Here is a 13,792-nt window from a genome sequence, read left to right on the forward strand (position 1 = left end):
ACGACCACCTCAGTGCCCAGTGAATCCCATTAGAAAACATTAAGAGTACTTTGCTATGTGACTCTCTACCGCTGTGGGCACCACGACATCGCCTGGCTCCAAATACGAGTACAGCAATGTGATGGGTTTTTACGTCTGCAGAAAAGTTATATCCAGCATTTCCTTCTCTAAAGCGGAGCGTCTCTTTGTGAACAGTGTTTTAGTTATCCAACACATTAAGCGATGATAGGCAGCATCTGTTAGTGGCTCTCCACTGCTGTCGGCTCCTCGATATCGCCAGGCTCCAAATACGAGAAAGCCGCTTCAGAAATGAAGCGGCTTTTTTATGTATGCATAATAATGAAATGCGCCCACAATACACCCCTATCTAAACCAAGGGATAGAGTAATAATCAGATACTTATTTCGCAGGGACTTAGGAGGTCTTTTACCATTAGTAAAACAAGCTAAAGATAAATCGTAAGTGTTTTAGGATAATTAAGCCTGAGCGTAATTAGATTTATTGCCGAGCCAGCGATGAATTAAGGGGTTTATAAGGTCGGGATTTTGCTTTAGCATTTGCTGTGCAATAGGTCTTACTTGATTAAGAGTGTGTTTGTCGCGAGTAAGGTCCGCTATTTTAAATTCGGCTAAGCCAGTTTGTTTAGTGCCGAGTACTTCGCCTGGGCCACGTATTTCGAGATCGCGCTCTGCGATGACAAAGCCATCATTACTGTCCCTTAATACACCTAAACGCTTTTGAGCAGTATGAGATAAAGGGGCGTGATACAACAGTACGCAATGGGAAGCGGTGGCCCCTCGTCCTACGCGTCCGCGTAATTGGTGTAATTGTGCTAATCCTAAGCGTTCAGGGTTTTCTATGATAATTAAACTGGCATTAGGTACGTCTACACCGACTTCTATTACAGTTGTTGCAACAAGTACGTGAATATTGCCAGCTTTGAACTCGCTCATAATGGCTTGTTTCTCAGTGGCTTTCATGCGGCCATGGACAAGTCCTACATTAAGTTCTGGCAAGGCCTCTTTTAATTGTAATGCGCTATCTTCTGCTGCTTGGCATTGTAGGACTTCTGATTCGTCAATGAGAGTACACACCCAATAAACCTGCCTACCTTGTTCATTGCAGGCAAGCTTAACACGGTTTATTATATCGTCTCGGCGCGTATCAGGAATGGCCACAGTGGTAATTGGCGTTCTACCGGGAGGGAGCTCATCTATCACGGAGGTTTCTAAATCGGCATAGGCCGTCATAGCCAATGTACGCGGAATGGGGGTTGCAGTCATGACTAACTGATGAGGGTAACAATTACCAAACTTTCCTTTTTCTCGGAGTGAGAGGCGTTGATGAACACCAAAGCGGTGTTGTTCATCTATGATAACCAATACTAAATTATTGAACTTTACCTCGTCTTGAAATAGGGCATGCGTTCCCACTATCATTTGTGCTTCCCCTGAGGCTATTTTTTCAAGTGTACTAGTACGCTCCTTGCCTTTAGTTTTTCCACCAAGCCATGCAACGTTAATTCCTAAGCTTTCAAACCATTGCTTGAAATTTATCCCGTGTTGCTCGGAGAGAATTTCTGTGGGTGCCATTAGTGCAGCTTGGAAACCTTGTGCTATTGCTGTTAATGCACTTAATGCTGCAACCAGTGTTTTACCTGAGCCTACATCACCTTGTACTAATCGCATCATGGGGTAGGGGTGCTGTAAATCCCCTTTAATTTCGGCTACTACTCTATTCTGTGCTTTGGTCGGCGCAAAAGGGAGTTGCGCTAAAAATTGACTTTCTAATGTATTTGTAGGGCTTAGGGTAACTGCACTTACTTGCTGCCCTTGCTCGCGTACTTTTAACAAGCTTAAGTTTTGTGCAAGTAGCTCTTCAAACACTAAGCGTTGCTGCGCTGGATGAGTCCCTTGCTCAAGTGAAGTTACATCTACGTCATTAGGTGGACGATGAAGTAACAGTAAAGCATCACGCAATTGCATATGTGAAGGTTGCCATTTTTCAGGAATAAGTTCTTCTACTGAGTACTTGTGCAGTAAGTTTATTGCTTGCTCGCTTAAGCCCCTAATCGATAATTGCTTTAGCCCTTCGGTTGTTGAATAAACCGGTGTGAGAGTTGTTGCTGTTGGCTGTTCATTGGGTGTATCGCTGATACTGTATTCTGGGTGGCTCATTTCAAGCCCAACGCGCCCGCGTCTAATCTCACCAAAACAGCGAATTATTTTCCCACTGATAAACGCATTTTTTTGCGCAGCAGTAAAATTAAAAAATCGTAAAGTAAGCCTAGCTGTACCATCGTTTATTTGCACAACTAACATGCGACGTTTGCCAAAGGTCACTTGGCTTGTTTCTATTGTTGCCTCAACGGTGCAGTGGCTGTGTAAAGTAACATCGTTAATAGCATAGATACGGGTACGATCTTCATAGCGTAAAGGCAAATGAAAGAGCATATCTTGCACGGTAGCTATACCTAGCTTTTGTAGGCGCTCGGCCATTTTTGGACCGACCCCTTTAAGTTCTGTAATAGGGTACTGGCTTAAGCTAGGTTTAGGCAATGTGGGCTCAAATCTGTTTATTTGTGAATAAGTTAAGTGTACTCACAGGTTTGCTAAGCATCAAGCATGTTTTAAAGCGTGCCAAAATTGCTCGTTAGCGACTATTTCGCCTTCTTCATCAAGTGGTGGGTAAGGTAGGTTTTTTAATCTACATTGTTTTGCAATTACTGGGTGATAGCCTTCAAAATACATAGGGTGTTTAACCTCTTCACTTAGCATATCGCGCTTATATAGCCCTGCCTTTTCTCGTTGATGTTGTGCTTCAAATAAAATAAGTGCAGCCGCTACCGATACATTTAGGGATTGCACCATACCTTGCATAGGTATAATAATATTTTGATCTGCGTGCTTTAATGCTTGCTCAGAAATGCCCGTTTTTTCTTGGCCTACAATTATAGCCGTGGGTTTTGTGTAATCTATTTCTCTAAAATCTACTGCATCTTCGCTCAAGTGTGTTGCTAATATTTGTACATCTGGGTTGTGCATTCGCATCATTGTGGCAGCATCATCAATATTTTTATGAAGGTGTGTTTCTAGCCAGTTTTTACTGCCGCCAGAGGTATTATTGGTCAGCCATTTTTGGTTTTCTGGCCATACCGCGTGTACATGATGACAACCTACTGCATCAGCACTTCTTACAATAGCTGACAGATTATGATGTTTGTGTACGTCTTCTAGACAGACCGTTAAGTCTGTTTGGCGACGAGATAGTACGTCTTTTATTCGTTGGTAGCGATTTTGCTGCATGGTGATCCTCTTTTTTGATAATTATACGTAATTTTATCTATTAAGGCATTACTGTGCGGCTAATTGGATTTTGCAATGAAATAAGGGTTTCGGTTGATTGAATTGCTTCTATCGCTTGTATTTTATTAATCAATACATCTTGTAAGTGGTCTATAGATTTAGCCATAACTTTGATAAAAATGCTGTAGTTACCCGTGGTGTAATACGCTTCAACTACTTCTTCTAGTGCTTCTAGTTTAATTAGTGTTTCTGGGTAGTCGCGTGCATTATTTAAGTTAATACCAATAAAGCAACATACATCGTAACCAAGTTGCTTTGTACTAATGCTTAATTGGGTGCCGGTGATAATACCTGCTTGTTTCATTTTCTCCACACGCACGTGAATTGTGCCGGCACTTACAGCAAACCGTTTGGCTAATTCAGCGTAGGCTGTGCGGGCGTTGGCCATTAGAGCGTGAAGTATCTGTTTATCGAGATTATCGATTTGATAATTTTCCATTATTTTTGCTTACTTAAATTAGTGAATCTTCATTTTCATACCGTTTAAATTAATCGATTTTGCATATTAAAGCTATTTTTATTATTGGTTATTGAATTAAAAGTTTAAATCGTTACAGTAACTTCATTAAAGGCGCCCGCGGGGTGTTTTTTCATTAATAAGCAAGTAACAATAACTGGGAATGAGGCCATTTATTATGAGTTCACACTATGTGCAGCAACAGCAGCAAATAAGTAAAGTTAAGCAGTTTTTTTCACAGCAATTAGAGCAGCAACTCGGATTAGTTGAAGTTCAGGCTCCTATTTTGGCCAAAGTAGGTGATGGCACACAAGATAACTTGAGTGGTCACGAAAATGCAGTTGCTGTTAACGTAAAAGCAATTACCGATAGCAGCTATGAAGTTGTTCATTCGCTTGCTAAATGGAAACGTAAAACGCTCGCTACTTACGGCTTTTCTGTAGGTGAAGGTATTTATACGCAAATGAAAGCGTTGCGCCCAGATGAAGACTCATTAAGCCCAATACACTCTGTTTATGTTGATCAATGGGACTGGGAGAAGGTAATTTGCCAACGTACTGAGCGTACGCTTTCTACGTTACAAGAGACAGTTAAAGCCATTTACACTGGCATTAAGCAAACAGAGCAGTTTGTAAGTGAAAGCTTTGGTATTGCGCCAGTTTTACCCAGTGAAATTACCTTTATTCACAGTGAGCAGTTGCGCAAAATGTACCCCGACTTTAGCGCAAAGCAACGCGAAAAAGCCATTGCACAAGAGTACGGTGCGGTATTTTTAATTGGTATTGGTGGTGCGTTAGCTGATGGCAAAATCCATGATGTACGCGCTCCAGATTACGATGATTGGTCTACCCAAACGGTTGACGGATACACAGGATTAAATGGCGATATTTTAGTGTGGAACCCCGTGTTAGAAGATGCTTTTGAAATATCATCTATGGGTATTCGTGTAAGCCCTGATGTATTAAAAGCGCAATTGAGCATAACAGGCGATGAAGAACGTCTCGCTTTTGATTGGCATAAAGCGTTATTAGAAGAGGCATTTCCACAAACAATTGGCGGCGGCATAGGGCAATCGCGCTTAGTAATGTTATTACTGCAAAAGCAGCATATTGGACAAGTGCAAGTAGGTGTATGGCCAAAGCAAACGTACGATACGGTAAGTGACTTACTGTAAATTATAAAGGGCGCTAAATGCGCCCTAATGTGTTTTAAAGTTTATTTCTACTTTATTGTTTTGTAAGTTTATATTGCAAGGCGGGTAGTTGCGGGTAGTTTTTAATACTTTATCAAAAATATGGATCTCTACCCCTGAGTGTAATGATGTATTAACAACAAGGTTTGCATCGCTAAGTAGGTCGTGTAGTTCATGATCTAGGCTAGATAACTTTTTTTCTAGCTGCTCTGCTTGTTGGCAGTAATGCTGCTGTGTTGCGCCAATTTTTTTAATGAGCAGATTTTTCTTTTCTATATCTTTTACTTTATCTGCTTTTTCTAGTGCTGCTTGAAGGGTATCAAGCTGCTCATCTGTTTTTGCTAAGTCTTTAAAGCAGTTATCTGTGTCAGCCGTTATTTCAGCACCTGACGCGGCTAAATTAATTGCCATTTTAGCACCTGATTCATTACCTATTTCGCCAGCTATTAATACAGTTGCATCGAGAATCTCTCCACCAAAAATTTTCCCTTTGGGTAACTCTGTTTGGCCAACTTGTAATAAGTGTTTTGCTTTAATAGTACAATGGCTGGCTTGGCGGTCTATAAAAATGTTTTTGCCTTGAATATAGCAATATTGTGCATGAGAAACATGAACATCTCCGTCACTTTTTATAGTGCACGTTAGTGTTTTATCTTCGAGTTTTTGATGGCCAATAATGCCTTGTTTTACAGTGATGTTTCCGCCGGCCGATAATTCGCCAGATTCAACTGTGCCAAAAACCGTAATGTCGCCTTTAGCCGTTACGCGCATACCTGGATCAATGTTTTTAGTCACAATAACACTGCCTTCAAAATCAATATGGCCGCTCTTAACATCTACATCAGAAATGGTAAAAATATCATCAACTCGCATACCGTTAGGTATTTCTACCGGAACCCCCGCCGTTGTAGAAACAAGCTCAAGCGGATTTGTTTTTGATATTTCGGCGCCTTCGCCTGCTACTAACTTTTTATTTTCGCCAGGTTTAGCGGGGAGTATGTCACCTACTACAGTGAACCCTTCTTTACCGGGGGTAGCAGGTTGTTGGCGAATCAGAACAGTACCAGGCTCTACGCTCGCAAGCTTACCAAAGTCGCGCATATCTACACTGCCATCTTCCATCATCTTAGGTGTTTTTAGGCGATCTTTGAGGGTTTCTACCATAGCGACAAATTTTGTTGCAGTGCCCTCAGCTGGCAAACGGCCCTTGGCTAGAATCCCTTTTGCTACGGTTCCAGGGGGTAAGTTAAATTGTTTATCTAAAAGCTGCTCTAAAAAAGCTTGTTTGTAGCCACGTACAACCCCTGCTTTTATGAGTTGTTTTTTACCCTCTTCTAACGAAAGTACCTTACCACCATAGGCTAAAGTAAGCTCGCCTATGGCTTGCATTTTATCTTCACTTAACGTTACCACAAGCGATGCATCGTGTTTACTTGCTACAACCAAGGTTGGCTCATTATTTTGCGCTTTAAAAAAATTATCAATAGCCTCGTGGTCAATTTTGCATTCGCAAAACGTCGACTTCTCAAGTGCATCAATTATAAAAGCGGCGCTAGGTGGAGCGTGTTTACTTACATCAAGTAATACGTTCCCGTTATTGGCAAGCTTAAACACTAGTTAATCCTTTTCTACTACTAAAGTTAAGATTGATTTTATTGCATGATTACAGAGTGCTAGATATTTTCATGTGAGTCAAGAAAGGGAGATAAACAAAGCTGAGCTGAAGAAAATAGAGCTATAAAGGGGGTTTATAGCTCTGTATTTGTTAGTTAGTTGAAGGAAGTTCCATAATGCCATCAATTTCAACTTGTGCGCCTTTTGGAAGCGCACGTACACCTAGTGCTGCACGTGCAGGATAAGGCTGCTTGAAATATTGGCTCATTACTTCATTCACAGTGGCAAAGTTAGATAAGTCTGTTAGGTAGATATTAATTTTAACAAGATCTTGGATTTTGCCGCCTGCTTCTTCGCACACCGCTGTAATGTTTTTAAATACTTGATGTGTTTGTTCGCTAAAGTCTTCTGAAACCATTTCCATTGTTTCTGGGACAAGTGGAATTTGTCCAGATAAATAAACGGCAGTACCTACTTTAACCGCTTGGCTATAAGTGCCGATAGCAGCAGGTGCTTTTTCGGTAGAAATAAATGCTTTATTCATGAGTTTCCTATTTTACTTTTTACGATAGACTCTTTGCACATCAGGCATCACGCGAATGCGGCGCATAATATTAGCAACATGGACGCGGTTTTTAACGGTAACGCCCAAGTCTATCACATATAAATTACTTTCTTTTTCGTCGGTCGTGATCTCAACAATGTTGGCTTGGGTTGTAGCAACAACATTTGTGAGTTTAGCCAAAGCCCCTTGGTGGTTAATTATTTCCACTCGTAGCGCAGCTATATATTCTTTTTCTGGATTGTCATCCCATTTTACAACTAGGTATTTTGAGCGTTCGTTTTCCCAGCCGCGAATATTTTTACATTCTTGGCGATGAACCGTAAGCCCTTTACCTTGGCTAATATGCGCAGTGATGGCATCCCCAGGTACAGGTCGGCAACACTTAGAATAATTAACCAACATGCCTTCGGTACCAATAATGGTTGCTTTGGCTTGTTTGCTAATATCTGACAAGTCGTCGCTTTCTTCTTGTAATAAGCGTTTAGCGATTAATACGCTCATTAAGTTACCTGCGCCTATTTCTACCAGTAATTCTAATACTGTAGATAGTTCGTGCTCTTCGAGTACGCGGGCTATGTTTTCATCGGCGATGCTGTCGAGCTTATTTTCACCCAAGGCAGAATCGAGTAAGCGGCGGCCTAATAACAATGCTTCTTCTTGGTGTTGGCTCTTAAGGTAGTTTCTTATCCCTAAACGGGCTTTACCTGTAACTATAAAGTTTAACCATGTTGCATTAGGGTGTGCTCCCGAGCTGGTTATAATTTCCACACTTTGCCCAGTATCTAAGGCTTTGCTTAGCGGGTAAGGTTTACGGTTTACTCTTGCCCCTACACAAGTATTACCTACATCAGTATGCACTGCGTAAGCAAAATCAACCGCGGTAGCGCCCATTGGTAGCTCTACAATGCGGCCATCGGGGGTAAATACGTATATTTCTTCTGGGAATAGCTCAGTTTTAACGTTCTCGACAAATTCGAATGATGAGCCGGCACTTTGTTGAAGCTCTAGCAAGCTTTGCATCCATTGGCGAGCACGTTGCTGCGCGGTATTACCTGCACCATCACCGGCTTTTTTATACATCCAGTGCGCAGCAACCCCTTTATCGGCCATATGATCCATATCGTGGGTACGTACTTGGATCTCTACCGGAATACCGTGTGGGCCCACTAATGAGGTATGCAAAGACTGATAACCATTTGTTTTAGGTACGGCAATATAATCTTTAAAGCGCGTTTCGATAGGTTTATACAGGTTATGTGCAACACCTAACACGCGATAGCAGGTATCCATTGCATCTACGTTTATTCTAAAGGCGTAAATATCCATTACCTCATTAAAAAGAAGCTCTTTATTCAGCATTTTTTTATAAATGCTATAAAGGTGTTTTTCGCGCCCAGAAACCGTAGCTTTAATTCCCGATTCTTCAAGGCGTGCTTCTATTTCGGTTTGAATGTTAGAAATAACTTCTTTGCGATTGCCTCGCGCTTTTGCCACTTCAGATTTAAGTGCGCGATGGCGCATAGGGTATAAAGCCTGAAAACCTAAATCTTCTAGCTCATTTTTAATATCGTGAATACCTAAACGGTTTGCAATAGGTGCGTAAATTTCAAGTGTTTCACGGGCAATACGACGGCGCTTATCAGGGCGCAGAGCCCCTAATGTACGCATATTGTGAGTACGATCGGCCAGTTTAATTAAAATAACCCGAATGTCTTGGGTCATAGCCATGATCATCTTTCGGTAGTTTTCAGCTTGGAATTCTTTTTTGTCTTTAAAGCTGAGCTTATCGAGCTTACTTACTCCTTCAACAAGTTCGGCAACCGTATCACCAAATATTTCGGCTAAGTCTTGCTGGCTAAAGTCGGTATCTTCAATAACGTCATGCATTAACGCGGCCATAAGTGTTTCATGGTCAAGGTGCATGCCAGCAAGAATTTGGGTTACTTCAACAGGGTGAGTAATGTACGGCTCGCCGCTTGAGCGAGTTTGCCCCTCGTGAGCCTCTCGGGCTACCACGTAGGCTTTTTGCACTAGCTCTACTTCAGCAGCAGGCAAGTATTCAGATATTTTCTTTTTAAGACCTTCAAAAAGATACATTCACACTCCAATGTTCTTGTGAAGCAATAAGTAACGGTAAGTAATAGAATATACGATGAAAAGAGGGGATTGCCAACGGCTAGAGTAGAAATACTGAGCCGTTGACTAAATCAAACCGGGTGGTTGATTATTGATTACCGCCAACAATAGCAGCAACCGCAGCTAATTCAGCTGCTTCTTGGTGTTGTTGTTCTTCACGGTCAATAACGTCCATTGATGAACTGTCAACTAAACCTTTTTCGATTTCACGCAGAGCGATAACGGTTGGTTTGTCATTTTCAGCGTCTACTAGTGGGTCTTTACCACCAACAGCAATTTGGCGGGCACGACGAGCCGCAACTAAAATTAAGTCAAAACGATTACCAATTGCATCTACTGCATCTTCAACTGTTACGCGAGCCATCTCAGCACTCCAAAATAATTTAAAAGCAAAGGCGTAGTTTACTGCAAGCAGCTTGTTTCGCCAATAGCCAGTGGTTAATTTTTACCAGTTTTCCCTGTAAAGGGCATAAATGGCTTATTTAAGTAAGTTTGTAATTAAATCGTGATGACGACTAGCTTGGGCTTTTAGCGTTAAGCGCTGCGCTAACACGATCGTTTCAATATTGCTAAGGGCGGTTTCAAAATCATCGTTAACCACAACATAATCATATTCATTGTAGTGCGATGTTTCTGATTGCGCTTTGGCCATACGCCCTGCGATGACTTCGGCAGAATCTTGGCCTCGGTTATTTAAGCGCTGTTCAAGCTCTGCTTTAGAAGGGGGCAATATAAAAATTGTTTGTACGCTTGGCATAATTTCGCGCACTTGCTGCGCACCTTGCCAGTCAATATCTAAAAATACATCAATACCTGCATTTAACTGCGACTCAATAGCCTGCTTTGAAGTACCGTAGTAATTATCAAATACTTGCGCCCATTCAAAAAAATCATCTTTGGCAATTAATGATTTAAATTCATCCGCACTTACAAAGTGATAATGCACCGCATTTTCTTCACCGGGACGAGGGCTTCGAGTGGTATGCGATACCGATACTTTCATATCTGCATGTTTTTTTAATAACGCCGTGATTAAGCTAGATTTACCCGCGCCAGAAGGCGCCGATAGAATAAATAAGTTTCCGCGAGTTTGAGCCATGTTTTTCTCTACTTAAAATAAACAGGCTTGGACTAAATCAATAATCCAAGCCTTTAATTACGCTATTGTACTTTATTTAGCTAATTGTGCTCAAGTAAGTAGCACACAAGTACGATTACTCTATATTTTGAATTTGCTCTCTCATCTGCTCAATAAGCACTTTTAGCTCCACGGCCGCATTAGTAATATCACTATTAATAGACTTAGAGGCTAGGGTGTTTGCTTCGCGGTTAAACTCTTGCATCATAAAATCTAAACGGCGGCCACATGCACCACCTTTATTAAGAATTTTTTTAGTTTCTTTAACGTGCGATTTTAAGCGGTCTAGTTCTTCGGCAACATCTTGCTTTTGCGCTAGGTAAATAAGTTCTTGCTCTAGACGAGATTCGTCAATATCAGTTTTTAAGTCTTCAAGCTTTTGATTAAGCTTTTCACGCTGCCACTTTGCTATTTCTGGTAAGTGACTTTCTACTACGGTAACTTGCTCAAGTATGGCATTAAGGCGAGTGGCAATCATTTCTTCTAAATTTGCGCCTTCATCGCTACGGGCTGATTTAAAATCTTCAACTACTTGGTCAAAGCCCGCTATAAGTGCTTTATTTACAGTATCTAAATCGAGCTCTTGTGCTTCCATTACGCCAGGCCAGCGCAGTATATCAACAGGGTTAATATCACCATTGCTTTGTTGCTGCACCCATTTAGCACTATTTATTAGTTGCTCAGCAAGTGACTCATTAATTGATAGCTCACCCACGTGAGCAGGGTTTGCAACAAACTTTAAAAATACTTCAACTTTGCCGCGTTGCAAATTTTTACGTAAACGCTCACGAATTACCGGCTCCATACCACGAAATTGCTCTGGTGCGCGAATAAACGTTTCAAGGTAGCGCTGGTTTACTGAACGAATTTCCCAGGTGCCAGTGCCCCAATCGCCTTTAATTTCGCGACGCGCATAAGCAGTCATACTGTGGATCATGGATAAGTTCCTAAAATTTATTAATACAATATTGCGATGATTATACCGTAACACTGCTTAACCTCTAGAGAAAATTTATTACGCTGAATATTTTACAATCAGCATGGCATCTACCCGCACATGCACTTATAATGTCGCAAATTCAGAATTAAGGGGATCGTCAATGCGTCCAAGCGAAAGAACACCTAACCAAATTAGACCGGTATCATTTACCCGTAATTACACATTACACGCAGAAGGCTCAGTACTTGTTGAGTTTGGTAATACCAAAGTACTTTGTACTGCAACGGTTGAAGCAGGTGTGCCACGTTTTATGAAAGGTCAAGGTAAAGGTTGGATCAACGCTGAATATGGTATGTTACCGCGCTCAACACATACGCGTAATGCACGTGAAGCTTCGCGTGGTAAGCAAGGCGGTCGTACAATGGAAATTCAACGTTTAATCGCTCGTGCATTAAGAGCTGCAGTAGATTTAAAAGCGCTTGGCGAAAACACCATTACAATTGACTGTGACGTAATTCAAGCCGACGGCGGAACACGTACAGCTTCTATAAGCGGTGCCTGTGTTGCTTTAGTTGATGCACTTACCCACATGCGCGCTAAAGGGATGATCAACTCAAACCCACTTAAGCACATGATTGCTGCTATTTCGGTAGGTATTTATAAAGGCCAGCCAATTACTGATTTAGAATACCTTGAAGATTCTGAAGCCGAAACCGATATGAATGTAATTTTAACTGAAACAGGCAAAATTATTGAAGTGCAGGGTACCGCAGAGGGTGAACCATTCTCGTTCGACGAATTAGATGAGCTACTTACATTAGCTAAGCATTCGATTCGTGAAATCATCGACGTACAAAAACAAGCGTTAGCATAAGCGAGTACCCAATGAAAGATTATCAAAAAGAGTTTATTGAATTTGCTTTAGAAAAGCAGGTTTTAAAATTTGGTGAATTTACCCTTAAATCAGGTCGTACAAGCCCATACTTTTTTAATGCTGGCCTTTTTAATACAGGACGTGATTTAGCACGTTTGGGTCGTTTTTATGCATCAGCCCTTGAAGACGCCGCAATAGAATACGACGTTTTATTTGGCCCAGCTTATAAAGGTATTCCTATTGCAACCACTACCGCAGTAGCGCTGGCAGATCACCATGATAAAGATGTACCTTATTGCTTTAACCGCAAAGAGAAAAAAGCACATGGTGAGGGTGGTACATTAGTAGGCTCTGCATTAACGGGCAAAATTATGCTGGTGGATGATGTGATCACCGCAGGTACTGCGATTCGTGAATCAATGGAAATCATTGCCGATAACGGCGCAGACCTAAGTGGTGTACTAATAGCACTCGATCGCCAAGAAAAAGGTAAAGCTGAGCTTTCAGCTATTCAAGAAGTTGAGCGCGACTTTAATACCAAAGTGATCTCTATTGTAAAATTAGCTGATCTTATTAGCTACCTTGAGAGCCAAGGTACAATGGACGAGCATTTAGCATCAGTTAAAGCATACCGAGATCAATACGGTATTGCTTAATTAAAAAAGCCTCGCAATTGCGGGGCTTTATTTTGACCACAAATCATAGAGCTAATAATGAAAGATGTATTTAAACCTAATGGCCTTGGTATAAAGCGCATATTTAAAGCGACCTATTGTTCGTACCTTGGTTTTAAAGCGGCCTTTATAGAAGAAGCGGCTTTTAGGCAAGAGTTGCTACTTAGCATTATTTTGCTACCCATTTCTTTTTGGCTAGCTACATCGGTATTACATTGGGCTTTGTTAGTAAGTACATTACTGATCATATTGATTGTAGAGCTACTTAATTCAGCAATAGAAGCGCTCACTGATCGCGTTAGCACTGAGCGCCATGTATTATCGGGGCGTGCAAAAGATATGGGATCTGCAGCGGTAACACTCTCATTAATGATCCTTACGATCGTGTGGGGCGCTAGTTTGTATTTAAAGTTATTTTAGTAAACCTACCGTATAAACCAATTAATACAGCTTAAATGTTAATAAATTGCTAGTTATGTTGTGTTTTTAGCGTATTTAGCTCAAATACGCAGCGAACAGTCATTTATTTCAAGTTTTCTTAAAAAAAGGGTTGATCTGTTTTTGGATCTCCCTATAATGCGACCCCACTGAGACGGCAGAGCGCAACGCATAGCGATGAACGAGCTAATCAGTGAGTCGAGTAAAACTTCATTTTAAAAACTTTAAAGTTTAACAAAATTAAGTGTTGACAAAAAAATAGGAAAGCGTAACATGCGCAGCCCTAGCGAGATAAAGCAATAGGCTTTAATCGCAACGTTCTTTAACAATATAAAGCAATCATCTGTGTGGGCACTCGTACAGATTGAGTTCTAACAGCCAAGCTACTTCGGTAGTGAG

Annotated in this window: 13 protein-coding genes; 4 read left to right on the forward strand and 9 right to left on the reverse strand. The window is 41.2% G+C overall.

Translation table 11 applies throughout. From position 1 onward, the window contains the following. Positions 1-476 precede the first annotated feature (476 nt). The 3 genes from recG to asnC are packed head-to-tail and all read right to left on the reverse strand — an operon-like array spanning position 477 to position 3,804. Positions 477-2,558 (reverse strand): ATP-dependent DNA helicase RecG, encoded by a 2,082-nt coding sequence (recG, locus tag AN393_RS18980; RefSeq protein ID WP_055016868.1) that lies wholly within the window; start codon positions 2,556-2,558, stop codon positions 477-479. Between the two features lie 60 nt (positions 2,559-2,618). Then, entirely contained in the window at positions 2,619-3,305 is a 687-nt protein-coding gene (trmH, locus tag AN393_RS18985; protein WP_055016867.1) for a tRNA (guanosine(18)-2'-O)-methyltransferase TrmH, read from the reverse strand. Positions 3,306-3,345: 40 nt separating this feature from the next. Further along, on the reverse strand, positions 3,346-3,804 hold the full coding sequence (asnC, locus tag AN393_RS18990) for a transcriptional regulator AsnC (protein ID WP_004588258.1): 459 nt from the start codon (positions 3,802-3,804) through the stop codon (positions 3,346-3,348). Positions 3,805-4,000: 196 nt separating this feature from the next. On the opposite strand from asnC, the gene asnA reads away from it, so the two are divergent. Beyond that, positions 4,001-4,996, forward strand: coding sequence for an aspartate--ammonia ligase (asnA, locus tag AN393_RS18995; RefSeq protein WP_055018900.1), 996 nt, complete (start codon positions 4,001-4,003; stop codon positions 4,994-4,996). 24 nt (positions 4,997-5,020) lie between these two features. On the opposite strand, the gene AN393_RS19000 is transcribed toward asnA, so the two are convergent. The 6 genes from AN393_RS19000 to AN393_RS19025 form a co-directional block, all read right to left on the reverse strand. Next, positions 5,021-6,628 (reverse strand): DUF342 domain-containing protein, encoded by a 1,608-nt coding sequence (locus AN393_RS19000; RefSeq protein WP_055016865.1) that lies wholly within the window; start codon positions 6,626-6,628, stop codon positions 5,021-5,023. Positions 6,629-6,779: 151 nt separating this feature from the next. Beyond that, positions 6,780-7,172: a RidA family protein gene (locus AN393_RS19005; RefSeq protein WP_004588255.1), complete on the reverse strand. Its 393-nt coding sequence runs from the start codon at positions 7,170-7,172 to the stop codon at positions 6,780-6,782. A 12-nt stretch (positions 7,173-7,184) separates the two neighbouring features. Then, complete coding sequence (spoT, locus tag AN393_RS19010) at positions 7,185-9,290, reverse strand: bifunctional GTP diphosphokinase/guanosine-3',5'-bis pyrophosphate 3'-pyrophosphohydrolase (protein WP_004588254.1); 2,106 nt, start codon at positions 9,288-9,290, stop codon at positions 7,185-7,187. A gap of 127 nt (positions 9,291-9,417) precedes the next feature. Beyond that, on the reverse strand, positions 9,418-9,693 hold the full coding sequence (gene rpoZ, locus AN393_RS19015; RefSeq protein ID WP_004588253.1) for a DNA-directed RNA polymerase subunit omega: 276 nt from the start codon (positions 9,691-9,693) through the stop codon (positions 9,418-9,420). A 114-nt stretch (positions 9,694-9,807) separates the two neighbouring features. Continuing rightward, positions 9,808-10,428 (reverse strand): guanylate kinase, encoded by a 621-nt coding sequence (gene gmk, locus AN393_RS19020; RefSeq protein WP_055016864.1) that lies wholly within the window; start codon positions 10,426-10,428, stop codon positions 9,808-9,810. Between the two features lie 115 nt (positions 10,429-10,543). Then, positions 10,544-11,404 carry a YicC/YloC family endoribonuclease gene (locus tag AN393_RS19025; protein ID WP_055016863.1) on the reverse strand — a complete coding sequence of 287 codons (861 nt, stop codon included), beginning with the start codon at positions 11,402-11,404 and terminating at the stop codon, positions 10,544-10,546. Positions 11,405-11,567: 163 nt separating this feature from the next. Between AN393_RS19025 and rph the strand changes: the two genes are divergently transcribed. From rph to AN393_RS19040, 3 genes are read left to right on the forward strand one after another with little or no spacing between them, the layout of a single operon-like run. Next, positions 11,568-12,281 carry a ribonuclease PH gene (rph, locus tag AN393_RS19030; protein ID WP_055016862.1) on the forward strand — a complete coding sequence of 238 codons (714 nt, stop codon included), beginning with the start codon at positions 11,568-11,570 and terminating at the stop codon, positions 12,279-12,281. An 11-nt stretch (positions 12,282-12,292) separates the two neighbouring features. Then, the gene (pyrE, locus tag AN393_RS19035; RefSeq protein WP_004588247.1) at positions 12,293-12,937 is read left to right on the forward strand and encodes an orotate phosphoribosyltransferase; all 645 of its coding nucleotides are present in this window, start codon (positions 12,293-12,295) and stop codon (positions 12,935-12,937) included. Positions 12,938-12,994: 57 nt separating this feature from the next. Then, positions 12,995-13,375 (forward strand): diacylglycerol kinase, encoded by a 381-nt coding sequence (locus AN393_RS19040; RefSeq protein ID WP_055016861.1) that lies wholly within the window; start codon positions 12,995-12,997, stop codon positions 13,373-13,375. Positions 13,376-13,792 lie beyond the last annotated feature (417 nt).

Source organism: Pseudoalteromonas sp. P1-25 (assembly GCF_001401805.1).
In the GTDB taxonomy this organism is placed as follows: Bacteria; Pseudomonadota; Gammaproteobacteria; order Enterobacterales; family Alteromonadaceae; genus Pseudoalteromonas.